The sequence below is a fragment of the Cryobacterium sp. HLT2-28 genome (assembly GCF_004402495.1).
GTDB lineage: Bacteria > Actinomycetota > Actinomycetes > Actinomycetales > Microbacteriaceae > Cryobacterium > Cryobacterium mannosilyticum.
The window spans coordinates 75555-100288 of record NZ_SOFH01000031.1; the positions used below are offsets into that span (position 1 = coordinate 75555).

Here is a 24734-nt window from a genome sequence, read left to right on the forward strand (position 1 = left end):
GGTCATGGGATCGGATTCCGACTGGCCGGTGATGAGTGACGCCGCGCAGTTGCTGCGTGACTTCGGGGTGCCCTGCGAGGTGCAGGTGGTCTCCGCTCACCGCACGCCGGAGAAGATGATCGCCTACGGCAAGAGCGCGCACGAGCGGGGCCTCCGGGTGATCATCGCCGGAGCCGGCGGTGCCGCGCACCTGCCCGGCATGCTCGCCGCCGTGACCACCCTTCCCGTCGTCGGCGTGCCCGTTCCCCTCGGCCGGCTCGACGGACTGGACTCCCTCCTCTCCATCGTGCAGATGCCGGCCGGAGTCCCGGTCGCAACCGTGTCGATCGGCGGCGCGCGCAATGCGGGCCTGATCGCCGTGAAGATCCTGGCGACCGCCGACGACTCCCTGCGGGTGAAGCTCGAGGGCTACGCCGAGATGCTCGCCGCGCAGGTCGAGAAGAAGAATTCGGACCTCCAAGCGAAACTATGACGAGTGCAAGCAGCCCGATCCGGCACCCGAATGTCGGCTCAGAACGGGTCATGACCAAGCGAGCCTGGTGGCTCGTCCTGCTCAATTTCGTGCTGCCCGGCTCCGTGCAGGTGCTGGCCGGCAGCCGCCGCCTCGGCCGGTTCGGCCTCCGGGCCACGTTCACCCTGCTCTTCCTCGTCGTCGTGGCGGGTGTGGTCTACCTGCTCTGGCCCGAGGTGATCCTCACCGCGCTGACGAACACGATCGGGTTGTGGGTTGCCGCCGCCCTCCTCGCCTTCTACGCCGTGGTCTGGTTCATCCTGACCATGGACACGCTGCGCCTCACTCGCCTGGTCAAGGCGGGCCCGAAGGCCCGGCCGCTGATCGCCGCGTTCGCGACCGTGCTGATGGTGGGCGTCGTCGGCACCGCCGGCTACGGTGCCTACGTTGCCACCACCGCCAGCGACTTCCTCTCCTCGGTCTTCGTTGCGGGGCCGACCGAACCCCCGGTCGACGGCCGCTACAACATCATGCTGCTCGGCGGCGACGCCGGCCCCGACCGTGACGGCCTCCGCCCCGACAGCATCTCGGTGGTCAGCATCGACGCCGAGAGCGGGCAGGCCAGCATGATCGGGCTGCCCCGCAACCTCGAGGATGTGCCGTTCTCGCCCGGCCCGCTCGCCGACCTGTACCCGGAGGGGTACGGCGCCATCGACGGCTGCGAGGTCGACGCGTGCATGCTCAACTCGATTTACACCGAGGTCGAGCTGAAAAGCCCTGAGATGTACCCGAAGGCGATTGCCGCGGGCAGCGAGCCGGGCATCGAGGGCATGCGGGATGCCGCGCAGGGCGTGACCGGGCTGACCATCCAGTACTACGTGCTCATCGACATGCAGGGCTTCGCCCAGCTGGTGGACGCTCTCGGCGGGGTCGACATCACCGTGGACCACCGGGTGCCCGTGCACACCGACGACACCTTCACCGAGGTGTTGTTCTGGTTCGAGCCCGGCCGGCAGCACATGGACGGCTACCACGCGCTCTGGTACGCCCGCTCCCGCCACGGCACCAGCGACTACGACCGGATGGTGCGCCAGCGGCAGATGCAGGAGGCCATCCTGGCCCAGGCGAGCCCGGCGAACGTGCTGACCAAGTTCCAGGCCGTGGCGAAGGCCGGGTCCCAGGTGGTCAAGACGGACATCCCCCAGGGCATGCTCGGCTACTTCGTGAACCTCGCCTCGAAGACGAAGGCCCTGCCGATCAAGTCGGTCGAGCTGATCCCCGACAACAACGTCGACCCGGAGAACCCCGACTACGGCGTGATTCGAGACCTGATCGCGACCTCCCTGGCCCCGCCGCCCTCCGCGACTCCCGCCCCTTAACCCCCGCGGTGATCGCGCTTGTCGAGATCCCTGTCCCGGTCTCGACAAGCTCGACCACCGGCCCGGTGATCGAGCCCCGGTGATCGAGCCTGTCGAGATCCCGCCCCCCGGTGATCGAGCTTGTCGAGATCCCGCCCCCCCGGTGATCGAGCTTGTCGAGATCCCTGTGCACAACTCAGGCGCCGAAAACGGCCAGCAGGCAGCATGTCACCATGCCGTACATGTACATTCTCGAGTGCTCCGACGGATCGTTCTATGTCGGCAGCACCCGGGACCTCGAGCGCCGCCTCTCCGAACACGGCGAGGGCACGGGCGCCGCATACACGAGAAGACGCCGCCCCGTGCGTCTGGTGCACGTCGAGGAGTACTCGAGAATCACGGATGCCTTCGCCCGCGAGAAACAGATTCAGGGCTGGGGCAGGCCGAAGCGGATCGCGTTGATAGCGGGCCGCCTCGGCGATCTCCCGGCGCTGAGCAAGCCCGCCGAAGCTCGGTGATCGACCACCGGGGGTCTCGACAGGCTCGACCACCGGGTCGGTGATTGAGCCTGTCGAGATCCAGCCCCGGTGATCGATCGGGGGTCTCGACAAGCTCGACCACCGGGCAAGCTCGACCACCGGGTGGCTCGACCAGCACGCGGCCAGCGAATCGCCCGGTGAAACACCCTGTTACTCAACCTCGAACCTCTACACTGTGAGCACGCTCTACGACAGAGCTGGATGCTTACCGGGGGGCGAGGCGCATCATTGTGCAGCAGAAATCCGCGCACCTGACGACGGTGCAGCAGCGTCTCGGGCATCAAGCTGAGGTCATCCCCTTTTCGCGGCCGATGAAAACTGCCAGGGAACTGTCCAACCTGGAACGCGTCCTCAACTCGGATCATGCCCACGGCGACGGGGTGTTCACCCGATCGGCCACCCGGCGGCTGCGGTCGCTGACGGGTGTCGGCCATGCCCTCCTGACCACGTCGTGCACTCACGCGTTGGAGATGGCCAGCCAGTTGCTCGGAATCGGGCCGGGCGACGAGGTCATTCTGCCGAGTTTCACCTTTCCGTCTGCCGCCAATGCCATCGCGATGACCGGTGCTCGCATCGTGTTCGTCGACATCGACCCTGAAACCGGCAACGTCGACCCGCAGCAAGTCGCTGAGGCGGTCGGACCGAACACCAAGGCGCTGTCGGTGATGCACTACGGCGGTGTTCCCGTTGACCTCGACGCCATCAGCGCCATCGGCGCGTTTCACGGGATCCCAGTCATCGAAGACAATGCGCACGGACTGGCCGTGCGGGTCGGCGAGCGCATGCTCGGCGGGATCGGCTCGCTGTCCACTCAGAGTTTTCACGACACCAAGAACGTGCACTGTGGTGAGGGTGGCGCGCTGCTGATCAACGATGCGAGTCTCGTCGAGAAAGCCGAAATCATCCGCGAGAAGGGCACGAATCGCTCCCAGTTCCTCCGCGGCGAGGTCGACAAGTACAGCTGGGTGGCGCTGGGCTCGAGCTACCTGATGAGCGAATTCAATGCTGCCGTGCTCGATTCTCAGCTGGACGAGTTCGAGTCGATCCAGGCGCGCCGCCTAGCCGTCTGGACTCGGTACAGCGCAGAACTCCAGGAGTGGGCAGGTGAAAGCGGCGTTCGCGTGATGAACCCGGCCCAGGGCATCCATGCTGCGCACCTCTTCTTCCTGGTGATGCCGGACTGGGAATCGCAGGCTCTGCTGATCGCGCACCTCAGACGATTCGGCGTCATGGCAACATTTCACTACGTGCCCTTGGATTCCAGCCCGGCCGGGCGGCGGTTCGGCCGGGTTCTCAGGCCACTCACACAGAGCGAAGATTTTTCACGACGCCTGGTGCGACTGCCGCTGTGGCCCGGCATGACGGATGATGAGGTGTCACGCGTCATCGCCGGTGTCACGTCGTACGAACGCTCGACAGCGAGCTGGGCATGAACGTGGCTGTGGACAACAGGGGGAAACGATGAGCGGCGCACAACGGGTTCTGGAAGCGATCAAGGCGGAGGGGTTGAAATCGGCCGTCTGGAGGAGCGCCAAGGTGATGTCCACCCGGTACAACCCGTTTTCGCGCAAACCACTCGCCACCGTGTACCCGGATGAGGTCAGCGCGGTCGACTGGACGACAGCACGCGATTTCAATAGCGGAGCCATCGAGGGTCGCGACAGCGGGTATCGGGTTGCCTGGATCATCACCCCACCCGGTCGCACCAGCGGCGGACACCAGAATGCGTTCCGATTCATGGACTTCCTGGAGAAGGCCGGGCATCAGCTCACTGTCTACCTCTATTCACCGAGCAGGTACCCGGTGGTCAGCATCGAGGCCATTCTGGAAATGATGCGCGAAACCAGCGCGTACCCTGACCTCAAGGCCACGTTCCGGCTCTACGACCCGGAGCGGGGCTTCGATGCGGGGTACGACGCGCTTTTCGCCTCCGATTGGGAGAACGCATACTCCGTCTACCGTTACGAGGGAAACGCCAAGCGGTTCTACTTCGTTCAGGACTTTGAGCCCGCCTTCTTCGCGGCCGGAAGCGACTATATCGTTGCCGAGAACACCTACCGGCTCGGATTCCACGGGTTTTCCGCCGGTCGTTGGCTGGCCCGGAAACTGCGGAGCGACTATGGAATGTCTTGCGATTACTACGACTATGCGGTCGACACCACCCGCTACCGGCATCTGAATTCCCAGCCACGCAACGAGATCCTGTTCTACGTGAGGCCGCCGACACCTCGCCGAGCCACCGAATTTGGACTTCTCGCCCTGCGCGAGTTCCACCTGCTCCGACCGGACGTGACGATCAACCTCGTCGGTTGGGACATGTCGGGATTCGATGTGCCCTTCCCCTACGTGAACCACTCCGCCGTCGACATCTCAGCACTGAATGACATCTACAACCGCTGCGCCGCCGGGCTGGCGCTGTCGCTGACGAACATGTCCCTGGTCCCCATGGAGATCATGTCGAGCGGCGTCGTTCCGGTCGTCAACGATGCGCCGAACACGCACGGCTTCTTCGACAGCCCGCACATCGAGTATGTGCCCATGTCGCCGCGGGCCATTGCCGAGCGGATCGTGCAGATTCTTGATCGACCGGATGCGTCCGCACACGCCGCGGTCATCGCACGCTCCGTGGAAGAGACGAAGTGGTCTGACCCCGGCTCGACATTCACCGAGGATTTCGCCACTGTCATGCGCACGTCGCCGCATAGGGTCGCGGATGCCTCCTGACGCACCCGGCGACCCGACCAGTGTTCCAACCATTGACGCGACGATCGTCATCCCGACCCTGAACGGCGAAACCTACCTCGAGACCATTCTGAACGCACTCGACGGGCAGGTGTTCGACGGAGAATTCGAGGTGCTCGTCATTGACTCCGGGTCGAGTGACCGCACTCTCGACATCGTGCGCGCCCACGGCGGTGTTCGACTGCACGAGATCCCCAACTCCGAATTCGGCCACGGCACTACGAGAAACCTCGGCGCACGACTTGCGCACGGTCGCAGCATCGCCTATCTGACCCAGGATGCGGTTCCCTCGAATGCGCACTGGCTCCGGGAGATCACGGCACCGCTTGACCCTCAAGGTCTCGACGCCGTCGCCGTGATGGGCAAGCAGGTTCCCCGGTCACGTTGCTTCCCCCTGCTCAAGTATGAAATTCAGGGCGTCTTTGCCCGGTTCGGTCCAGACTGCGGCACCACCGTCTTCGCCCGCGGTGAGGGGCAACGCACCCCCGCAGAGCTGGACGCGTTGTCGTTCTACTCGGACGTGAACTCGGCGACCAGACGGGACTTGTTGCTGAACGTCATCCCGTATCGGGACTTGCCCTATTCGGAGGACATGGCGTTCGGTCGCGATGTCATCGACGCCGGGTACCGCAAGGTCTACGCGCCGCAGGCCTGTGTTGAGCACTCGAACGACCTGAGTCTGCGCGAGTACGGAAAGCGGATCTTCGACGAGACGATCGCGCGGCGGCGGGTGGGACAGGTCGTGCCCAGGATAGGGCGGGTGCAGCAGGTGCTCTACACCGGCTATGGCACCCTGCGGGATTCGGGACGAATCCTCCGTGACGGCGACTACGGGGTCGGCCGCAAGCTGTACTGGCTGATCGTCAATCCCGCATTCCACCTGGTCAAATGGCAGAGCTACTACCGATCAATTCGCACGGGTCTCGACGACAGTGAGGCTATTGAGGCGGGCTCGCTGGAGCGGGAGCGGCGGGGCCAACCACCGCCCCGGTGACCGACCACTTCGGTGATCGAGCGCACCGACAATCGCGCCCGGTGATCGAGCCTGTCAGTGATCCAGGTCGCCCGAGACTCAACCCACCGGTCTACAGGTCGGCGTGCAACTGCCAGACCCGCTCCGCGGCGTCGCGCCAGCTGAAGGCCCGGGCTCGGTCGCTGCCGACGATGCTCAGCCGGCTCGCCAGGGCCTGATCGCCCAGGATTCGGTTCAGTGCGGCGCCGAGCCGTTCGGGATAGCCGCGAGCATCCTCGCGCTCCACAACCAGCCCGGCCTCTCCGCCGGCCTCGACTAGCGCGGGGGCGTCGGAGTGGATCACCGGGGTACCCAGGTGGAAGGCCTGGATGATCGGGAGGGCGAAGCCCTCCTCGAGGCTCGGGAAGACGAGCACTGACGCCCGGGCGATGACCACGGCGAGCTGCTCGTCGGTGAGGCCGATCATCGACCGCACCCGGCCGGGCGCGAGGCCGGCCTCGTCGGCGACCGACGACAGGTCCAGCTCGCCCCACGAATCGGGCCCGACGACGATGAGCGGCAGGTCGGGGGCGCCGGGCAGGCCCAGAGCCGTGATCAGGGCAGTGACGCCCTTGCGGGGCTCCAGGGTGCCCACGGTCACGATGTACTCCGACGGCAGCGCCAGCGCGGCGGCCAGCGCCTCTGTAGCGGACGAGTTCGACGGCAGGCGGAAACCGCTGCCGACGCCGCCGCCGATGACCCGGATGCGATCGCCGAGGTCGACGATCTCGCCGAGCTGGGTGGCGACCGCGTGGCTGGGCACCACGACCGCGTCTGCGTGCTTGCGGGCGCGTTTCACCATGGCCTTGGTCCAGGCGACGGTCGTGGGGGTCAGGGCGTCCGGATGCGTCCACGCCAGAACGTCGTGCACGGTCACCGCGATCTGGGTGCCGTCGTTGACAATGCTGTGCTTGCGCAACGGAGCGAGCAGTCCCGGCGCATGGATCATCCCGGTTCCCGATCCACCCGCGAGGCCCAACTGCCAGGCTGCCGCGAGTTCGCGCCGGGGGAGCGTCGTCTTGTGCAGGCTCGCCAGTCCGGGCAGTGCAGCTTCGAGCTCGGCGTAGTGCTCGGCCGAGCTCGCAGAAACGATGCCCTCAACCTCGCAGTTCGCCGGCGCGGTGGCGATGAGTGCCCGGGTCAGTTCCTCGGTGTAACGCCCGACCCCTCCGGGGACTGGTGCGACCATCTGGTCGACGATTACCCGCAGTGTGGTCATTTCTCCTCGAAGATCCCCTGGGCCGTGGCGTCGGCGAGGGCCTCGCGCCAGTCCCGCATCGGCGCGAGCCCGGCGGCCTGCCAGGCATCGTGCCCGAGCACGGAATACGCCGGGCGCGGTGCCGGACGAACGAACTGCGAGCTGTCGGTGGGCGTGACTCGGGCCGGATCGAGGCCCGCGCCGGCGAACACCGCCTGGGCGAAACCGAACCAACTGGTCACGCCCGAGTTGGTGCCGTGGTAGATACCGGCGGGCGCCTTCGCGTCGAGCAGCGCCACGATCTGCTTGGCCAGGTCGGCGGTCCAGGTGGGCTGGCCCACCTGGTCGTCGACGACGCTGAGCGTGTCCCGCGCCGCGGCGAGCTTCAGCATGGTCTTCGGGAAGTTCGGTCCGTGCTCTCCGTAGAGCCACGCGGTGCGCACGAGGTAGCTCCCGGTCGGGTGCGTGGAGAGCACGAACGCCTCCCCGGCCGCCTTGGTGCGACCGTAGGCCGAGATCGGGTCGATCGGGGTGTCCTCGCCATAGGGCGTGGTCGCATTCCCGTCGAACACATAGTCAGTGGAGATCTGCACCAGCCGGGCACCGGTTGCGACGGCAGCCAGCGCCAGGTTGTGCGGGCCGGTCGCGTTGATCGCGTAGGCGGCGTCCTCGTTGGTCTCGGCGTCGTCGACCTTCGTGTACGCGGCCGCGTTGATGATCGCGTCGTAGCCATCGACGGCTTCGAGCACGGCGCTCAGGTCGGTGATGTCCAGATCGGCACGACCGAACGCGGTCACGTCGCGGCCGGCCAGCGCGACCTGCAGGTCGCGGCCGAGCATCCCGGCGGCGCCGGTGATCAGATACTTCATGTGCTCCCCTAAACGATAACTGCTAGACGGTGATGATTTCCGGACCGCCCAAGTCTGCCAGAACAGCGAAGTCCGTGTCTTGGGTGACGACGGGCAGCGAGTGAGCGAGAGCAATGGCGGCGATCCAGAGGTCATTGACATTCACCTTGCGCCCGGACTCGCTCACCGCCTGACGCAGGCGGCCCCAGTGGGCAGCAGCGGCGGTGTCGGCGGGTAGTGTCGCGAGGCCCGACAGGGACTCGATGGTGGCCAGACGCACGGCACGCGTGTGCAGCGATGTCGCGGCGTGCACGCCGGCATAGAGCTCACCGTGGGTGATCGCGGAGACGAACTGCTGGTCTGGGAGTGCTGAAACATCGAGTTGACGGCCCTGTTCCTGGGCAATGAACACGCTTGTGTCGAGGAGTCCGCGACTGGGGGTCACTGGATGGGGCCGAGATCGTCGGTCGTGTCGTCCCAGAGGTCATGCGGGTGTGCCTCAGTGACCGGTTTCCCGGGTCTCAGCGCCAGGAATTCCTGCTTCGTGAGGAACAGCCGTGTGGGTGGGCGCACCGGAACCAGAGTCGCCGCGGGCACGCCGTTCACCGTGATCGTCACCTCTTCACCGTTTCGGGCGCGTTCAATGATCTCCGCAGTGTGATTGCGAAGATCTCGAACCGGAACAAGACTCATGAAACCAGTGTAGCCGCTTGTAGCACGCCGTAGGCGTTGAGGCCTAGCCCAGCTCCGCACGGGCCTTGAGCGGCTCCCACCAGGCGCGGTTCTCGCGGTACCACTGCACGACATCCGCCAGGCCCTGCTCGAAGGGAACCAGTGGGGCATAGCCGAGTTCGGCCTGGATCTTTCCGATGTCGACCGAGTAGCGCAGGTCGTGGCCGAGCCGGTCGGCGACCCGGTCGACGTAAGACCAATCCTTGCCGGTCGAGTCGAGCAGCAGCTGGGTGAGCTCCTTGTTGGTCAGCTCGGTGCCGCCGCCGATGTTGTAGATCTCGCCGGCGCGGCCGCCGACGAGCACCATGGCGATGGCGCGGGTGTGGTCGTCCACGTGCAGCCAATCACGGATGTTGTTGCCCTCGCCGTAGAGGGGAACGTGCTTGTCGTCGATCAGGTTCGTGACGAACAGCGGGATGACCTTTTCGGGGAAGTGGTAGGGCCCGTAGTTGTTCGAGCAGCGGGTGATCGAGATGTTCAGGCCGTGGGTGCGGTGGTAGCTGCGGGCGAGCAGGTCGCTGCCGGCCTTCGACGCCGAGTAGGGCGAGTTGGGCTCGAGCGCGCGCTCCTCGTTCCAGGAGCCCTCGGCGATGCTGCCGTAGACCTCGTCGGTCGAGACGTGCACGAAACGCTGCAGGTCGTGGCGCAGGGCCGCGTCGAGCAGCTGCTGGGTGCCGAGCACGTTCGTCTCGACGAAAATCGAGGCGTCGCGCACCGAGCGGTCCACGTGGGACTCCGCGGCGAAGTGCACGACGGCGTCGAGCGACGGGAAGAGCGTGTCGAGCAGGGCGGCGTCGCGGATGTCGCCGTGCACGAACGAGTAGCGGGGGCTCTCGGCAATGGGAGCGAGGTTTTCGAGATTTCCCGAGTAGGTGAGCGCGTCGAGAACGACGACTTCGGCACCTTCCAGACCGGGGTAGGCGTCTTCGAGGGTGCGGCGAACGAAGTTCGAGCCGATGAAACCGGCGCCGCCGGTGACGAGGATCTTCATATGGAGGTAACCGTTCCGTTGGTGTGAGGGCCTCCGCGATTCTATCGGAACCCGGTTGGCAGGTGGCCGAGCGTGCCGGTTCCCTTGGCTCTCTACGTCTTCCCGAGATCAAAGAGGGGTGGAATGATGGCTTCTACTTGGAAAGTATTGGCTTTCCGAGCAGCGGCGCAGGAGGCCTTACACGTGAACGAAGTCCCACTCGGTTCCGATTTCCTGGATGAGGGAACCGTGCGACCTTCCGATTCCTGGATCGGCGATACCTCGTATTGGATTCCGCGGCACTTGGTCGATTCCGCTTGGTTGGAACACGCCCCCTTCGCGTTTTGGCTGGTGGACGCGATCCGGCCGAAAGTCATTGCCGAACTCGGCACTCACAACGGTTTCTCTTACTTTGTCTTCTGTGAATCGGTCGCTCGATTGGGCTTGCCCACGCGGACCTTCGCGCTTGACACCTGGGAGGGCGACGAACAGGCCGGATTCTACGGTGCTGATGTCTATGAGAGCGTGAGCACGATCAATGAAACGGACTACTCCGCCTTCTCGACCCTGCTGCGCGGTTATTTCGACGACAGCCTCGATTCGATTGCCGATGGGTCCATTGACCTCCTCCACATCGACGGACGACATGGCTACGATGACGTGCGCCACGATTTCGAGGCGTGGCGCCCGAAACTCTCTGATCGCGGGGTCGTGATCTTCCACGACATCGCAGAACACCAGGAGGGTTTCGGAGTGTGGCAGTTCTGGGAGGAAATCGCCCGGCAATACCCGTCGTTCGCGTTCGATCACGGTCACGGGCTTGGCGTGTTGGCAGTCGGCGCCAGTATTCCCCCTCGCCTCCGCGCCTTCCTCGGCGCTGGCGTCGAAAGCGGAGATCAGATCAAAGAGTTCTATCTGAACCGCGGCAGGATTGTTGACGAGTTGCATGGCGAGCGCGTTCTCGCACTAGCCGTTCCCGCTTTGCAACGGGAGCTTCAGAGCGTCGGGCAGCGATTTGAGGACAAGGACCGAATGATCGCTCGATTGGAGAGCGAACGGGTCGGGTTGTTGGGGCAGATTGACCAGCTTCACGAGAGCACGAGCTGGAAGGTAACCCGTCCATTTCGGCTGCTGAGCGATGTGGTTCGACCCCACCGCCGCTGATCAGCTTAAGCTTGCGACTCGGCTGGAGGCCGGTTGGTAGACTGCCGAACGTGCAGATTCGCGAACTCTCCATCCCCGATTCCTATGAGATCACTCCGAAGAAGTTCGGCGACGACCGGGGGGTCTTCCTCGAGTGGTACCGGTTCGACCGGCTCGAAGAGGCGATCGGGCACCCGCTCGACATTGCCCAGGCGAACACATCGGTGTCGACGCGCGGCTCGGTGCGCGGCATCCACTTCGCCGACATCCCGCCGAGCCAGGCGAAGTACGTCACCGCGACCCACGGTGCGGTGCTCGATTTCGTCATCGACATTCGCGTGGGCTCGCCGACGTTCGGTCAGTGGGACAGCGTTTTGCTCGACGACACCGACCGCCGCGCCATTTACGTCGCCGAGGGCCTCGGCCACTGTTTCGTAGCCCTCACAGACAACGCCACGGTCAGCTACCTCGTCACGGCGCCGTTCAATCCGGGCCGCGAACATGGGATCAACCCGCTCGACGCCCAGATCGGTCTGGTCTTCCCGCCCGAAGCGGGCGAGTTGCTGCTGTCGCCGAAAGACACGGACGCCCCGGGCCTGGCTGAGGCTGCGGCGAGCGGCCTCCTGCCCACCTGGGACGCCGCACGTGCGTTCTACGACTCCCTGAACGAGGGAAAGTAACTATGCGCGGAATCATCCTCGCCGGCGGTTCAGGCACGCGCCTCTGGCCGATCACCAAGGGCATCTCCAAGCAGCTCATGCCTATCTATGACAAGCCGATGATCTACTACCCCCTGGCGACGCTGATGATGGCGGACATCAAGGAAATCCTGATCATCACGACGCCTGAGTACAACGATCAGTTCCGGGCTCTCCTCGGCGATGGCGCCGACCTGGGGATTCGCATCGAGTATGCGGTCCAGCCGTCGCCGGACGGTCTGGCTCAGGCGTTCATCATCGGTGAGGAGTTCATCGGCGATGAAAGCGTTGCGCTCGTGCTTGGCGACAATATCTTCCACGGTGCCGGCCTCGGTTCGGCGCTGCGAGGCAATGCCGAAATCGTGGGTGCCAGGATCTTTGCGTACCACGTGAGCAATCCCACGTCTTATGGCGTGGTCGAGTTCGACGACACGATGACAGCGGTCTCGATCGAGGAGAAGCCGGCCAAGCCGAAGAGCAACTACGCGGTCCCGGGTCTGTATTTCTACGACAACTCCGTGGTCGCCGTCGCCAAGACCATCGAACCGAGCGCCCGCGGGGAGCTCGAGATCAGCACCGTCAACGAGCGCTATCTCGCGCAGGGCAAACTGCATGTGCAGGTTCTCGACCGGGGAACAGCATGGCTCGACACCGGAACATTCGAATCGATGATGCAGGCGTCCGAGTACGTTCGCGTGATCGAAGACCGCCAAGGCTTCAAAGTCGGCTGCATCGAGGAAATCGCCTGGCGCGCCGGGTGGATCACTGACGCCCAGCTTGCGGTGCTTGCCGCCCCGTTGATCAAGAGCGGCTACGGGCGCTATCTCGCCGGGCTCATATCGGTCGAAGACTGACCTGGACCCCGGACGGACCCGCCCTCGGGTTGTCCTAGCGAGTGAATAGGTGGGCCCGGGCGCTCAGCCCGATCTTGAGGACGCCGCGCACGGGCGCCAGGAGTGGTCCCGAGTACTTCTTCTCCAGGTAGCGATACGCGCTTTCATGGTGAACTCGCACCATCTTTCCGGAGTCTGCGCTCGTCGAATGGGCGCCCGTGTGTACCACGGAGGCCGCGGGCGTGTACACGCTGGACCAGCCGGCCTTACCCATGCGGAAACCCAGATCGACGTCCTCGAAGTACATGAAGAAACCTTCGTCGAATCCGTTGAGTTCTTCGAATGCGCTTCGCCGGACCAGGAGGCACGAGCCGGACAGCCAACCGACAGCGCGGCGGGTGTCGCCGCCCTCGCCGTCGCCGCGATAGGCCCGGCTCCAAGGGTTCTTCGGCCACACACGCGCGAAAAGGGCGTGGCCAATGCCTGTGCGCAGCGAAGGTAGTTGGCGACCTGAAGGGTAGGTCGAGCCATCCGAATTGAGAACGCGTGGCCCCACGGCGCCGACGTGGGCATCTCCTTCGAGTTCGGCAAGCATCGTGCTGATGGCGCCTGGCATGAGCTCGACATCGGGATTCGAGATCAGGACGTATTCGAACCTTGCCGGCAGTGATTCCACTGCCGCATTGATAGCTCCGCCGTAGCCGCGATTTTCAGGCAGCGCGAGTAGTCGGGCGCCGTGCAACCGGGTGATTTCCGTCGTGGAATCCAGGTCTGCCGAACGGTTGTCGGCGACGACCACAGTTAAGTCCCCTGTTTCACTCCGCCGCACCGACTCAAGAAAGCTCATTAACTGGGAACTGGAGTTGTAGCTAACGGTAACCACCGCTGTGGCGTCAAGAGGAGGTTTGGACATGAATGCCAATCATACTCGTGGCCCCTTGTGTTGGCCGCAGCGCGCGTCCACACCCCACAACCAGCAATCGTCACTTGATAGTGTTGATGTGTCGCCCGGGATTTGCACAACGGCGATTCGTGACTGTGAGCTAGGAGACTCTTTTTGAACGTGTTCGGCAGAAGTATTCGCATCCTTCGCGAGCACGGACCACGAGTCTTTGCCAGCAGGGCAACGCACGTCGTACTTCGCCCAGTGCGGGTGCTCCAGGCGGAGGGGCCGCGGTCATTCGCTGCTCGAAGCCTCGCCAAGGCCAGTCAACGTCTCAGCAGGTACAAGCCTGTGATTCTCGTGAATAATGACGATGCGTCGAGGGTGGATTGGACACAGCCAGCCGATTGGCAGAGCGATCCCATCTCCGTTCAAGACGGACCCGTGGAGATTGCGTGGATCATGTCGCCACCTGGGTTGGAAAGCGGTGGCCACCAGAACCTTTTCCGATTCATTGATCTGGCGGAGAAGGCCGGGCATCGGTGCGCGGTTTACCTTTATACGACCAATAACCATCCCGTGAGCATTCCGGATATCAGGGCGATGCTGCGGTCCGCTGCTGCCTACCCCGAAGTGTCAGCGAGCATCGAAATGTACGATCGGACTGCGGGGGTCAAGCCCGAAACCCAGGCCATCTTCGCGACCGGCTGGGAGACCGCGTATCCGGCATACCTCGACACCTCGAATGCGCGACGCTTCTATTTCGTTCAAGACTATGAAGCGAGCTTCTACCCGCTCGGCACCGAATCCCTGTTAGCCGAGAACACCTACCATTTCGGCTTCCATGGCATCACGGCGGGGGGCTGGCTCGCGCACAAGCTCTCGACGGACTTCGGAATGGTCACGGATCACTTCGATTTCGCCGTAGACAAGACGCACTACAGCGTGACGAACCTGAGTCGTCGGTCAGAAGTCTTCTTCTACGCGCGACCGGTCACGCCCCGGCGGGCCTTCGAGTTCGGGTTGCTCGCGCTGGCTGAGTTCGCTCGACTGAAACCAGATGTACGAATCAATCTCGCCGGCTGGGATGTGTCGAACTGGGAGATACCGTTCGCGTATACCAACCTTTCGAGTCTCGATATCTCTGAACTCAATTCCGTCTACAACCGCTGCGCAGCCGGACTGGTGATGTCCCTGTCGAACATGTCTTTGCTCCCACTGGAGTTGCTGTCCAGCGGAGTCACACCCATCGTCAACGACGGTCCCAACAACAGGATGGTGTCGGAGAACCCGTTCATCGAATACGTCCCGGCATCGCCGCTGGCGATCGCACGGAAGATGGCCGAGGTCTTCGATCACCCGGACGCGGTGGCTCGGTCGATCGCGATGTCCGAATCGGTTGCTCAGAATGACTGGGCCGATTCCGGCATCCAGTTCATGACGGCCTTCGAGAGGGTCATGCGTGGCTAAGACTCTAGTGATCGGTGGGAACGGGTTCATCGGCTCGCACCTGGTCGATGCCCTTTCGCACGCCGGTCACGACGTCACTGCCTTTGATCGATTCAGCGCGTCGGACCCGGTGTTCACGGCGAAGGACGTGATTGTGCTGCCGGGTGAATTTTTGAGTAGGTCCGACCTCGACTCCGCGGTTCGCGGCCAGGACTATGTCCTCCATTTTCTGTCGACGACAACGCCGGCGACGGCAGAAAGCGACCCGACACTCGACATTCGTACGAACATCGCCCAGACGGTCGAACTGCTTGAGTCGTGCGTGGACGCAGGGGTCAAGCGTTTCTATTACGCGTCGACCGGAGGCGCAATCTATGGGCCGCAGGGCAAGGCGGACTACGCCGAAACCGATCGCGCCTTGCCGATCTCGCCATACGGAATCGGGAAGCTATCGATCGAGCACTATCTGCACTATTTCAGGATCAAACATGGCCTGAAATCCACGTCGTTGAGGATCTCCAATCCCTACGGGACTCGCCAGAAGGCGAACAAGAAGCAGGGCCTGATCCCAATTGCGCTTCGACAAATCGTGCTGGGTCGCCCTGTAGTCCGCATGGGGGATGGCTCAATGGTGCGCGACTATGTCTTCGTGGAGGATCTCGTGCAGATGCTCACCCCGATGGTCGGGGTCGAAACCGAGTTTGATCTGTACAACATCGGCAGTGGGGTCGGGCACTCGGTCAACGAGATCATCGACTCTTTGCGCCGAGTGACGCGAGTCGATTTTGAAGTCACGGAACTTCCGATCCCACCGACCTTCGTCGATCGGGTCGTCCTGAACACAGACCGCTATCGGTCAGAGTTCGGCGCGTCACGCCTCACCGCTCTCGACGAAGGCGTCAGATTCACATTCGAAGAAATAAGAGGTCAGACACATGACTGATCAACCACTCGTGACGGTCGCAATCCTGACCTACAACGGTGAGGTGTACCTGGAGCGCATCCTCCAACAGGTTACGACTCAGCAAATCGACGGTGACGTCGAGGTGCTCGTGATCGATTCAGGCTCAACGGATGCGACGCTCGACGTAGTTCGCAAGTTCCCGACGGTTCGTCTGCACGAGATCCCGAATTCGGAATTCGGCCATGGCAAGACGCGAAACCTCGCGGCGCAGCTGGCAAACGGGCAGTTCATCGCATTCCTCACCCACGACGCCATTCCCGCTTCGGCACAGTGGCTCAGAGAGCTGTTGGCGCCCTTCGCTTTTGATTCGCGGATTGTCGCCGTCATGGGCAAGCAGATACCGCGCGCCGGTTGTTTTCCGCTGCTCAAGTACGAGATTCAGGGAGTTTTTGCCGGATTCGGCCCCGATTTCGGCACGTCGATCTTCTACAAGGACGACTTCGTTCAGAGCGAAGGGGTGCTTAACGCGGTGAGTTTCTACTCGGACGTCAATTCTGCGGCACGCCGTGACTTCCTGGTCCACACCATGCCGTATCGCGACGTTCGGTATGCAGAGGATCAGCTCTTTGGCAAGGATCTGATCGAGGCCGGATATCGCAAAGCGTATTCGGGGCGGGCGGCAGTGGAACACTCCAACGATCTCACTCTCGCCGAATACCGGCGGCGAATCTTCGACGAGACAGTGGGACTCCGGCAAATCGGATTCGACATTCCAGTACTAACACGCGGAAATCGATCACGATTGATTGTCCGCGGCATCGTCGGGGACACTCTGAGAATACTGCGGGATGGTGACTATGGGTGGAAGCGAAAGCTGTACTGGCTCTTCATCAATCCGGTCTATCAAATCCAGAAGTGGAGCAGCTATCGAGCGTCGACGCTCGTAGATGTGGCCGATGAGGAAGCCGTGCGGTCAGGTTCGTTGGAACACAGCCGTAAGGCTGCGTAGTACTCGTCGGATTGGTGCGGCCATGGTGCGCGCAAGGCGCCACCACCAAGAATGGGTGATCCTCGTCAAGGCGGTTTCAGTGTCTGTCAGGCGGCGCTCAAGGTCGGCAACGTGGGCAGTGTTGGATTGGTTTGCCTTCGCTTGGGCGATGACTGAAAGATCCCGCTCCGCGACGATCTGAAGAGTGTGGGCGGCCTGCGCGAGCCGGGCTGCTTCAATTCCTGCGAGCGTGACGTCACGGTCTTCAATAATCTGTTCAGCCTGATTGAGCAGTATCTCGCCGCGAACTCGACTTCTGTCGAGATCTTCGAGTTCTGCAAGGGGCACAGTCTCCGATGGAGCTTGGGTCCCCTGGAGGATGTTCGCGTATATCGCAAAGGTTCGTGTGATGACAGCGGTGTCATTCTCGACGGATGCGGTGAAGTCGAACGTCTCAGCGTCCAAACGGTGAATCATATTCTGAAGCTGATCCCGGTTGGTGACTATGTGCGCGCGCAGTCCCCGATCATCGAAGTAATTGTGCGTCTTCTGCTGGAACACTGAAGCGAACGGCACGTTCTGGCTGTACGCGAAAATCGAGGCATGGAGTGAAGAAACAAGAACGTGGCTCATCTGGCCGATGGCTGAGTGCAATTCCAGCGGAGTGAGCGTATCGAGGAAAACCGAATTGGACTTGTCAAATGGAAGATGACGCATAAACGAGGCATCACCGTTGTAATGCGTGAACGGAATGAACACCTTCTTGTGCGGGATGGCATTCACAAGCGGAATGAGGTCCTCGATCATGCGCAGGGCGTGCGGGACCATGTGGATGCCCACCAGCAGCTCACCGGGTTCAGTACCTGGAATCTCGTAGTGATCGCTGTGCAGCATCGTGGTCGCGCACGGAACCAATTCCGCTTCGGGCACCCACTTGCGCAGCACATCAACTTCGCGTGAGGACCGGGCCGACACGTGAGCGTACCCCTTCAGATAGTCCAAATCATCTGCCGTGTCCCACACCCCGGCGGAATTGAGCATGTGTGCTCCGGGTCGTCTGAATACGTCGTACAGAGAATCTCCGGTCGGCCGGATGAGTTCCCCGCCGCCGATGATCATCTGCTGAGGCATGCGTGCACACAGCGGATCGACAATTGAGGTGGAGATGCCGTGCTCACCGAGGAGCTGACTTGCCGCTATCCCCATGGCGATGTCCCCGGTATTTCGACTGATGGAGTCGTAGAGGAGATTGCCAACGGGCATGGTCACCGCGTCGGCGAGGCGAGTGTCAGCGTTGGCTTGAGGCGAATCAAGCCCATTCCGTAGTCATCCGTGGGAATATCGAACGATGCGGCGCTATCCTTCCGGTCGAAATTTTCCCCAGTGGGGAGGCCGAGGCCAACGCTGACGAGATACTTGCCGGATCCGAGCCTGATGTCGGGAAGAGTGAGTTCAATCATGTGCTGACCGATGGTCGTGGGGAGCGCGATGTCCATCCCGAAACTGTCCATGGCGTAAAGTCTCATTCCCAAGGTGGTTTCGATGGAGATCCCAACCCCCCAACCGGGCACCGATTCGCTGACGTTGACAGCAACCTTGACAACGACGTTGTTGTGGCCATCGTCGGTATTGGTTTCAGCCTCGACTGCAGCGATGTTCAATCGTTCGACTGATGCGACTGTTGGGAGCGAGCGAATCTTGTTCACCCGATCTGCTTCGTAGCCGTCACGAAGGATACGAATGCCCTCAGCCGGGTCCCCATCGTGCACCATGGAACCGGCGTGCAGCACGACGACGCGATCGCAGAGCCGACCAACCTGATCGGATGAGTGGCTCACCAACACGATCGTGCGGCCCTCCGACTGGAACTCCGCGATTTTATCCATGCACTTGCGCTGGAACGGCTCATCGCCAACCGCGAGAACTTCATCGACCAGCAGGAGATCCGGGTCGACATGCACGGCCACCGAGAAAGCGAGCCGGACATACATTCCCGAACTGTAGAACTTCACCTGGGTGTCAATGAAATCTGAGATACCTGAGAACTCGACAATATCGTCGAAGTTCCTGTCCGTCTCGAACTTGTTGAGCCCAAGAATTGCGGCATTGAGGTAGACATTTTCCCGACCGGTGAGGTCAGGGTGGAAGCCGGCGCCTAGCTCCAGAAGTGCGGCCATGCGGCCCCGTCGGACAACGGTGCCCGTCGTCGGTTGGATAATCCCGCCGATTACCTTCAGCAGTGTGGATTTGCCCGATCCGTTGTGTCCCACGAGACCAACGGTTGAGCCCGTGACAATGTCCAAGTTCATTTCGCGGAGCGCCCAAAAGTCCTGCACGTGCCGCCGCGAGCGACCGAAAGTTGTCAACCGCTCCTTGACAGACTTGTCTTTGTGCAAAATGAAGCGTTTGGAGACATCCTGCACCCGCACGATGCTCGGGAGGTCGTGCATGCTTGCAACTCTTGGGGGGTGACTCATATCTACAGCTCCTGCGCGAAATTACCCTGCAGCCGCGAGAACACGCGCTGCCCCAACCAGAGCAGCACGATGCTGATGGCTAGCGAAATCCACATGCGAAGGGCCAGATCGGGCGGCCAATTCGTCTGAGACGTTTGCGCCGTGCCATCTATCCAGAATGCCTTCTGCATGCCGAGCACGCTCAACGTGACCGGGTTTGCCAAGTAGATCTGTTCAAGGAACGTACCTGCGATTGCCCTGTGTACAAACGAGAACGAGTAGACGATCGGGGAAGCCCAGAAGGCCACGGTGAGCGCCACCTCGACAAGATGTTGTATGTCTCGCAGATACACGGTCGACGCAGCCAGAACAACAGCAACCGCCGTACCAAACACGATGACGTTGGCAAGTGCCAGAGGGGCATAGGCCAGATCGGTCGTCAGAGGGAATTTGCCGAGCACCACAGTTGCCGCGACGAGAATGACGAGCTGTAACGAGAAATTGAACAGGGCACCGCCAACACTTGCCAAGGGAAAGATTTCCCTGGGCAAGTAGACCTTCTTGACGAGACCAGAGTTGTTCACAATCGACATGGTGCCGCTTGACACGATTTCGGTGAACAACCCCCACACGGTCAAGCCGACGAAAACAAAGATGGCGAAACTTGGAATGTTTCGGGCCACGCCAAGGACCTGCCCGATGGCGAAGTAGTAGACGAGGAGCTGAACGAGAGGTTTGACCAGACTCCACACCACGCCAAGGGAGCTGTCCTTGTAACGCGCCCTGATCTCGCGTTTCACAAGCAGAGTGAGGAGCTCTCTGTGGGCCCACACGTCCTGTATTGAGGACCAGGTACCGGTGATGAATCCAGTTGACTGACCAACTGGAATGAGCGGCTCCTGCTCGATGCGCAAAGCACGCTCTTGGGCGCTGGCCCTGATCATAGACAACTTTCGTTCATGTTGATAATAGGAATCTGTCGAGTCTAGGCGATAATACTGAGAGTGGTGCCGGGGGCATGACAGTGTAGATCAGCAGATAGGAACTTGTCATGCGAGTGCAGACGATGCCACGCAGTCGTGAGCGATTGCGCCCTACGGCGCTGAGTTTGGCCTTGGCCGTGACTCTAAGCCTCGTCAGTGTGGGGCTAACTGCGTGCACTGCATCGAGCGACGGACCACCCAGCGGGTCGGGCACGCCGACGTTGACAGGTTCCCCTGACAAGTCGAAAACCGCCAGCCCCGCACCGGTGGCTAAGCCAGAGGCCGTGATCGTGGTGGCCGGCGCGGACCTGGATGGGCTCAACGTCTCGGCGTCCGGCTATGTGTCAGGAGTCGTCGAGAACGGCGGTAAGTGCACATTCGCGTTTACACGGCCGGAACACCGAGTGGAGTCGAGTCGAGACGCGGTGGCGAACGTTGCGGACACAACCTGCGGTTTCGTCCAACTCCCCATCGACCAATTCACGAAAGGGACGTGGCAGGTCGTGCTGACCTACACGTCCGGTAACCTCACGCTGACCTCACCGCCCACTGACCTGGAGATCCCATGAATCTGAAGACAATTGGTGCAATGGTTCTGGCGGGTGTGCTGGCAGCAATCCTCATTACCGTGGTCAGCCCCGCTCAGACCGCAACAGCGGCGGACGCTTCACTCTTCGAACCGGGAAACATCATCAGTGATGCCGTGTTCTTCGATGGACAGGCCCTGGATGCTGGCGCCGTGCAATCATTTCTCGCGGCTCAGGTTCCGAACTGCCGTGCCGGTTACACCTGCCTCAAGGACTACCGTCAGGACACGCCGAATAGATCCGCCATCTCTAATGGCTGTACGGCCTATGGAGGCCGCGCCAATGAGAGTGCGGCGGACATCATTACCCGGGTCGGCAACGCGTGTGGGATCAGCCAGAAGGCGATGATCGTACTGCTGGAGAAGGAGCAGGGGCTCATCTCCGATACGTGGCCGTCAGCGCGGCAGTATCGCAGCGCAACCGGCTACGGCTGCCCTGACACTGCGGATTGCGACGTTACCTACTACGGATTCTTCAATCAGGTATACGCGGCAGCGCTCCAATTCAAGTACTACGCCGCGAATCCGACGCGCTGGAATCACGTTCCCGGCAGGAACAACGCGGTGCGCTACAACCCGAATCCCGATTGTGGTTCTGGGACCGTCTTTATCCAAAACCAGGCCACGGCGGGCCTCTACAACTACACGCCCTACCAACCCAATGCCGCGGCTCTGGGCAATCTTTACGGCACCGGGGATGGCTGTAGTTCCTACGGAAACCGCAACTTCTGGCGGATGTTCAGCGATTGGTTCGGTTCTCCCACGTCGGGAACGAGTCTGCTGCGCACAGCGGCCAATGGAACGGTTTATCTAATCTCAGAAAAGTTCAAATACCCCGTACCCAGCCTCGGGATTCTGGGCGCCCTGGCCCCGCTGGGCAAGGTGGGTTTCGTATCGCAGTCCTATCTTGACCGGTTCACGACGGCGCACACTGTCGGCCGTTCCATACGTGCGAACGACGGAAGCATTTACTTTTACGACTCCGGAATCAAACTTCCATTTAGTTCCTGCACACAGGCGAGTGACTATGGAGCGTCGTGCGCATCCGACGGCTACGTTCAGCTAACGGATGCCCAGATTTCTGCTTTTTATCCGGGTCCTGTCCTCAGCCCTGTTCTGGGAACCGTCGAGGGCAGCCGGTACTACATCAAGAATGGAACGAAGGCCGAAATCCTCGATGATCAGTCGCAGGCCATCGCTGGCATTCCTACCCGAATGAACGTGCTGACGGAGAGTGCCGTATCGGCTTTGCAACTCGCTGCTCCCGTCATCCGTGATGGTGCCTTCGCGAAAACCAGATCCACGTCGAGCTACTCCTTGATCGCGGCTGGCAAACGATACGGGATCCCCGCCGGCTCTGAATCTTCGCTTGGGGTGCCAGCGCGCACGACGGGATCGCTGGCTGCCGCAAGTATGGCGTTGATTCCTTCGCCTTCCGGGTCGTTCACCGGAATCCTCACCTCAGGCGGGAGTTCACCCACGATCGTCGTGAATGCAGAAGGTAGGTACGCGCTCACAGCGGGTGGTCTTGCCGCGAACAACATTCCAGTCGCTGTTCCCCAGGCCCTGATCGACACATACCCTAACAAGGGCAGCATCGCCGCGGGTTCGTTCATCAAGTCCTCCAACGCCGCTGACGTTTACGTGGTCATGCCGACCGATATCAGGCCGATCAGCGGTTGGGGTGCACTGCTGGCGCTGACTCCCGACGGGAACCCGGTCATTACGACCGTTGCTCCCTCGGTGATTTCGTCTCTGACTCAAGGTCCGGTTGCGCTGACGGCAGGAACTCTAGTTCGATCGCCCGAAAACGCGACAGTTTACTTCATCGACGGCGTGACTAGTCGAGTCGCATTCACGAACTTTGTGTTCCCAGTCGAGGCTGGATTCGGGGACTTGGTCTACTCCACCGAGCAGCGCATCCAGGCCTACCCGCTGAGCGCGAAACTCATGACGTTTGGCCTCTCCTGCGGGCCAGATCTCTACGTTGCTGCTAGCGGTCAGGTGCATCGCGTTGACCCTTCGCTTGCTGCCTTGTACCCGTTTGACTACGTGGCCATGGACCAGTTCACCTGCGGTCAGATGAAGAAGGGAGCAGCCGCGTCAACGTTTATTCGTACGCCGGACGGCGGAATCTTCCAGCTTGTGGCCGGGCAGAAACGCGCTGTGGCATCGATGTCGCGATTGAGCGAGATCATCGGTACGTCGACGTGGCTCAATGTCGCTCCTGAGTTTGCTGGGGTGATCCCGACGGGGCCTCTGGCATAGCTAGCGGTGCTTCTGCAGTTCGTGGGCGCAAGGCCCAGCATTATGCTGCCTGGCTTTGTTGACCCGCAGTTCACGTTTGCGATCGTGTCGGTCGAAAGCGAGCACATTCCGGAAAGAAAGTAGAATACGGTGGTTCCGATTTGGTCGGGAGGTGTCGGCTAACGGTGACGGAGTGTGCTTTGAGTATGATCGGTGTACTGAAGAGGGTGCTCGTCATGGGGCTCGTGCCCGCAGCATTGTTTGTGGCATTGGCGAGCTGGGGGCTGTCGTCTCCTGTCGGCTCGAGCCCGGACGATGACTTTCACCTGGCCAGCATTTGGTGCGGTCAAGGAGTTCGGGCAGGGTTGTGCGAGGCAGGCAACAGTGCGAATGAACGCCGGGTACCTGCGCCGCTGGTGGAGTATTCAAGCTGTTACGCCTTCCATCCGGAGGCCAGCCCGACGTGTCCGCAGAAGCCATCGACAACCCTGGTCAACACGGATCGCGGAAACTTCAATGACGGACTCTATCCACCTGTCTACTACGCAGTGATGAGTATCTTCGCAAGTGAAAGCATCTACGCATCCACCGTTGCGATGAGGCTATTCAACGCGTTGTTCTTCGTCCTCTCCGTCTCGTCACTTTTCCTCTTACTTCCCCGCACCCGCCGCGGGCCCCTGATGTGGGGAGCGCTTGTATCCATCGTTCCGCTGGGAATGTTCCTTGTCCCGAGCGTCAACCCGAGCAGTTGGGCGATTCTCTCAGCTGCCACGCTCTGGGTAGCCCTTCTCGGATATTTCACGGCAACTGGTCGGAACAGACGGATTGGATTTGCCGCCATTGCTGCATTGATGACCGTCGTCGGGGCCGGCGCACGAAGCGACTCCGCGGTTTACGGAGTTTTGGCAATGTTGGTCGTACTCGCGCTTGCCTTCGAGGCGAGCAAGCGTTATGCGTTGCTGGCAATTCTTCCCGCCGCACTTGCCGTCGTTTCGGTGGTGCTCTATTCGAGCACTGGCCAGGCTTCCGTCGTTAACCCGAACTCATTTGCCGGCACGACATCGGACGCCGTCTTCTCTCTTACGATGACCAACTTCCGAAAGCTGCCAGAGCTCTGGGCGGGCGGATTGGGTACCTGGGGACTCGGCTGGCTGGACACGGCACTTCCGGGCAGTGTTTGGGTGACAATGCTCGCAGTTTATGCAGGAACAGTTTTCCTGGGACTGCGCAGAATGTCCTGGCGAAAGGCTGTCGCCTTTTCTACGGTCTTTGGAAGCCTCATTGTTGTGCCCCTGTATGTGCTTGTACACGACCGCGTTATTGTGGGCCAATACATTCAGCCTAGGTACATTTATCCACTGCTGATCCTCTTTGCCGGCATCGCGCTGGTGCAGGTTGATCGAGATGACCTGCGCATGACAAGGCCCCAGACAGCAATCATTGGGAGCCTCGTCACCCTCGCGAATTCGATTGCCCTTCACGTAAACATCCGGCGATACGTTACCGGGCTTGACGTTGATGCTCTGAACCTCAACCGCGGTGCAGAGTGGTGGTGGATCTTTCCCATTCCGCCCATGTCACCCTTCTCTCCGTTGGGCGTTTGGGCGATTGGGACGTTGTCCTTCGGTCTTGCCGTACTGGGGATCGCGGTTTACTCACGAAGGAGCGCTCGGTCCGGCCGAAGACCACTCACAGCCGTGGGGGGATAGACCAA

At 61.7% G+C, this 24734-nt stretch carries 24 protein-coding genes; 15 read left to right on the plus strand and 9 right to left on the minus strand.

Going from position 1 to position 24734, the window contains the following annotated elements; translation table 11 throughout:
- Positions 1-4: 4 nt before the first annotated feature.
- The 6 genes from purE to E3O48_RS16820 all read left to right on the plus strand — a co-directional run bounded on the left by purE (position 5) and on the right by E3O48_RS16820 (position 6084).
- Entirely contained in the window at positions 5-472 is a 468-nt protein-coding gene (purE, locus tag E3O48_RS16795; RefSeq protein ID WP_134540946.1) for a 5-(carboxyamino)imidazole ribonucleotide mutase, read from the plus strand.
- Between the two features lie 50 nt (positions 473-522).
- A complete protein-coding gene (locus tag E3O48_RS16800) occupies positions 523-1830 on the plus strand; it encodes an LCP family protein (RefSeq protein WP_241982594.1) in 1308 nt (435 codons plus the stop codon).
- A gap of 221 nt (positions 1831-2051) precedes the next feature.
- Positions 2052-2327, plus strand: coding sequence for a GIY-YIG nuclease family protein (locus tag E3O48_RS16805; RefSeq protein WP_241982595.1), 276 nt, complete (start codon positions 2052-2054; stop codon positions 2325-2327).
- 251 nt (positions 2328-2578) lie between these two features.
- The gene (gene rffA, locus E3O48_RS16810; RefSeq protein ID WP_206751288.1) at positions 2579-3781 is read left to right on the plus strand and encodes a dTDP-4-amino-4,6-dideoxygalactose transaminase; all 1203 of its coding nucleotides are present in this window, start codon (positions 2579-2581) and stop codon (positions 3779-3781) included.
- Positions 3741-5072 (plus strand): glycosyltransferase family 1 protein, encoded by a 1332-nt coding sequence (locus tag E3O48_RS16815; protein WP_134540780.1) that lies wholly within the window; start codon positions 3741-3743, stop codon positions 5070-5072. The genes rffA and E3O48_RS16815 overlap by 41 nt, the downstream gene beginning before the upstream one ends.
- A complete protein-coding gene (locus tag E3O48_RS16820) occupies positions 5062-6084 on the plus strand; it encodes a glycosyltransferase family 2 protein (protein WP_134540783.1) in 1023 nt (340 codons plus the stop codon). The genes E3O48_RS16815 and E3O48_RS16820 overlap by 11 nt, the downstream gene beginning before the upstream one ends.
- A gap of 91 nt (positions 6085-6175) precedes the next feature.
- Here the strand turns inward: E3O48_RS16820 and E3O48_RS16825 are convergent, their stop codons facing one another.
- From E3O48_RS16825 to rfbB, 5 genes are read right to left on the minus strand one after another with little or no spacing between them, the layout of a single operon-like run.
- On the minus strand, positions 6176-7321 hold the full coding sequence (locus tag E3O48_RS16825; protein WP_134510377.1) for a glycosyltransferase family 1 protein: 1146 nt from the start codon (positions 7319-7321) through the stop codon (positions 6176-6178).
- Positions 7318-8169: a dTDP-4-dehydrorhamnose reductase gene (rfbD, locus tag E3O48_RS16830; RefSeq protein WP_134540786.1), complete on the minus strand. Its 852-nt coding sequence runs from the start codon at positions 8167-8169 to the stop codon at positions 7318-7320. The genes E3O48_RS16825 and rfbD overlap by 4 nt, the downstream gene beginning before the upstream one ends.
- 22 nt (positions 8170-8191) lie before the next feature.
- Positions 8192-8593 (minus strand): type II toxin-antitoxin system VapC family toxin, encoded by a 402-nt coding sequence (locus E3O48_RS16835; RefSeq protein ID WP_134540789.1) that lies wholly within the window; start codon positions 8591-8593, stop codon positions 8192-8194.
- Entirely contained in the window at positions 8590-8841 is a 252-nt protein-coding gene (locus E3O48_RS16840; protein WP_134510380.1) for a type II toxin-antitoxin system Phd/YefM family antitoxin, read from the minus strand. The genes E3O48_RS16835 and E3O48_RS16840 overlap by 4 nt, the downstream gene beginning before the upstream one ends.
- Before the next feature lie 43 nt (positions 8842-8884).
- Positions 8885-9871, minus strand: coding sequence for a dTDP-glucose 4,6-dehydratase (gene rfbB / locus E3O48_RS16845; RefSeq protein ID WP_134540791.1), 987 nt, complete (start codon positions 9869-9871; stop codon positions 8885-8887).
- A gap of 183 nt (positions 9872-10054) precedes the next feature.
- Here rfbB and E3O48_RS16850 point away from each other — a divergent pair, with 183 nt between their 5' ends.
- The 3 genes from E3O48_RS16850 to rfbA are packed head-to-tail and all read left to right on the plus strand — an operon-like array spanning position 10055 to position 12545.
- Positions 10055-11014, plus strand: a complete 960-nt coding sequence (locus E3O48_RS16850; RefSeq protein WP_166788739.1) for a class I SAM-dependent methyltransferase — start codon at positions 10055-10057, stop codon at positions 11012-11014.
- 50 nt (positions 11015-11064) lie between these two features.
- Complete coding sequence (locus E3O48_RS16855; RefSeq protein WP_134540796.1) at positions 11065-11673, plus strand: dTDP-4-dehydrorhamnose 3,5-epimerase family protein; 609 nt, start codon at positions 11065-11067, stop codon at positions 11671-11673.
- A gap of 2 nt (positions 11674-11675) precedes the next feature.
- Positions 11676-12545, plus strand: coding sequence for a glucose-1-phosphate thymidylyltransferase RfbA (rfbA, locus tag E3O48_RS16860; RefSeq protein ID WP_134540799.1), 870 nt, complete (start codon positions 11676-11678; stop codon positions 12543-12545).
- Positions 12546-12579: 34 nt separating this feature from the next.
- Here rfbA and E3O48_RS16865 read toward each other — a convergent pair whose 3' ends face one another.
- On the minus strand, positions 12580-13437 hold the full coding sequence (locus tag E3O48_RS16865) for a glycosyltransferase family 2 protein (RefSeq protein ID WP_134540802.1): 858 nt from the start codon (positions 13435-13437) through the stop codon (positions 12580-12582).
- 414 nt (positions 13438-13851) lie between these two features.
- Between E3O48_RS16865 and E3O48_RS16870 the strand changes: the two genes are divergently transcribed.
- The 3 genes from E3O48_RS16870 to E3O48_RS16880 are packed head-to-tail and all read left to right on the plus strand — an operon-like array spanning position 13852 to position 16769.
- Complete coding sequence (locus E3O48_RS16870) at positions 13852-14877, plus strand: glycosyltransferase family 1 protein (protein WP_134540805.1); 1026 nt, start codon at positions 13852-13854, stop codon at positions 14875-14877.
- Positions 14870-15799: an NAD-dependent epimerase/dehydratase family protein gene (locus tag E3O48_RS16875; protein ID WP_134540808.1), complete on the plus strand. Its 930-nt coding sequence runs from the start codon at positions 14870-14872 to the stop codon at positions 15797-15799. Before E3O48_RS16870 ends, E3O48_RS16875 begins: the two co-directional genes overlap by 8 nt.
- A complete protein-coding gene (locus tag E3O48_RS16880) occupies positions 15792-16769 on the plus strand; it encodes a glycosyltransferase family 2 protein (RefSeq protein ID WP_134540811.1) in 978 nt (325 codons plus the stop codon). Before E3O48_RS16875 ends, E3O48_RS16880 begins: the two co-directional genes overlap by 8 nt.
- On the opposite strand, the gene E3O48_RS16885 is transcribed toward E3O48_RS16880, so the two are convergent.
- The 3 genes from E3O48_RS16885 to E3O48_RS16895 are packed head-to-tail and all read right to left on the minus strand — an operon-like array spanning position 16734 to position 20148.
- Positions 16734-18011, minus strand: coding sequence for a polysaccharide pyruvyl transferase family protein (locus E3O48_RS16885; RefSeq protein ID WP_241982600.1), 1278 nt, complete (start codon positions 18009-18011; stop codon positions 16734-16736). The genes E3O48_RS16880 and E3O48_RS16885 overlap by 36 nt on opposite strands.
- A 2-nt stretch (positions 18012-18013) precedes the next feature.
- Positions 18014-19198: an ABC transporter ATP-binding protein gene (locus E3O48_RS16890; protein WP_241982597.1), complete on the minus strand. Its 1185-nt coding sequence runs from the start codon at positions 19196-19198 to the stop codon at positions 18014-18016.
- Positions 19199-19227: 29 nt separating this feature from the next.
- On the minus strand, positions 19228-20148 hold the full coding sequence (locus E3O48_RS16895; protein WP_134540820.1) for an ABC transporter permease: 921 nt from the start codon (positions 20146-20148) through the stop codon (positions 19228-19230).
- Between the two features lie 323 nt (positions 20149-20471).
- Between E3O48_RS16895 and E3O48_RS16900 the strand changes: the two genes are divergently transcribed.
- From E3O48_RS16900 to E3O48_RS16910, 3 genes are all read left to right on the plus strand, one after another.
- On the plus strand, positions 20472-20756 hold the full coding sequence (locus E3O48_RS16900; RefSeq protein ID WP_134540823.1) for a hypothetical protein: 285 nt from the start codon (positions 20472-20474) through the stop codon (positions 20754-20756).
- Positions 20753-23041, plus strand: coding sequence for a hypothetical protein (locus tag E3O48_RS16905; RefSeq protein ID WP_134540826.1), 2289 nt, complete (start codon positions 20753-20755; stop codon positions 23039-23041). Before E3O48_RS16900 ends, E3O48_RS16905 begins: the two co-directional genes overlap by 4 nt.
- Before the next feature lie 185 nt (positions 23042-23226).
- Complete coding sequence (locus E3O48_RS16910) at positions 23227-24729, plus strand: DUF2142 domain-containing protein (protein ID WP_134540829.1); 1503 nt, start codon at positions 23227-23229, stop codon at positions 24727-24729.
- Positions 24730-24734: the final 5 nt, after the last annotated feature.

Excerpts from the sequence above, each read along its gene's own strand:
- E3O48_RS16865 (WP_134540802.1), bottom strand. The coding sequence starts at position 13,437 with ATGTCCAAACCTCCTCTTGACGCCACAGCGGTGGTTACCGTTAGCTAC.
- rfbA (WP_134540799.1), top strand. The coding sequence starts at position 11,676 with ATGCGCGGAATCATCCTCGCCGGCGGTTCAGGCACGCGCCTCTGGCCG.
- E3O48_RS16825 (WP_134510377.1), bottom strand. The coding sequence starts at position 7,321 with ATGACCACACTGCGGGTAATCGTCGACCAGATGGTCGCACCAGTCCCC.
- E3O48_RS16885 (WP_241982600.1), bottom strand. The coding sequence starts at position 18,011 with ATGCCCGTTGGCAATCTCCTCTACGACTCCATCAGTCGAAATACCGGG.
- E3O48_RS16820 (WP_134540783.1), top strand. The coding sequence starts at position 5,062 with ATGCCTCCTGACGCACCCGGCGACCCGACCAGTGTTCCAACCATTGAC.
- E3O48_RS16840 (WP_134510380.1), bottom strand. The coding sequence starts at position 8,841 with ATGAGTCTTGTTCCGGTTCGAGATCTTCGCAATCACACTGCGGAGATC.
- E3O48_RS16905 (WP_134540826.1), top strand. The coding sequence starts at position 20,753 with ATGAATCTGAAGACAATTGGTGCAATGGTTCTGGCGGGTGTGCTGGCA.
- E3O48_RS16910 (WP_134540829.1), top strand. The coding sequence starts at position 23,227 with ATGATCGGTGTACTGAAGAGGGTGCTCGTCATGGGGCTCGTGCCCGCA.
- E3O48_RS16805 (WP_241982595.1), top strand. The coding sequence starts at position 2,052 with ATGTACATTCTCGAGTGCTCCGACGGATCGTTCTATGTCGGCAGCACC.
- rfbD (WP_134540786.1), bottom strand. The coding sequence starts at position 8,169 with ATGAAGTATCTGATCACCGGCGCCGCCGGGATGCTCGGCCGCGACCTG.
- E3O48_RS16895 (WP_134540820.1), bottom strand. The coding sequence starts at position 20,148 with ATGATCAGGGCCAGCGCCCAAGAGCGTGCTTTGCGCATCGAGCAGGAG.
- E3O48_RS16890 (WP_241982597.1), bottom strand. The coding sequence starts at position 19,198 with ATGCACGACCTCCCGAGCATCGTGCGGGTGCAGGATGTCTCCAAACGC.
- purE (WP_134540946.1), top strand. The coding sequence starts at position 5 with ATGGGATCGGATTCCGACTGGCCGGTGATGAGTGACGCCGCGCAGTTG.
- E3O48_RS16800 (WP_241982594.1), top strand. The coding sequence starts at position 523 with ATGACCAAGCGAGCCTGGTGGCTCGTCCTGCTCAATTTCGTGCTGCCC.
- rfbB (WP_134540791.1), bottom strand. The coding sequence starts at position 9,871 with ATGAAGATCCTCGTCACCGGCGGCGCCGGTTTCATCGGCTCGAACTTC.
- E3O48_RS16880 (WP_134540811.1), top strand. The coding sequence starts at position 15,792 with ATGACTGATCAACCACTCGTGACGGTCGCAATCCTGACCTACAACGGT.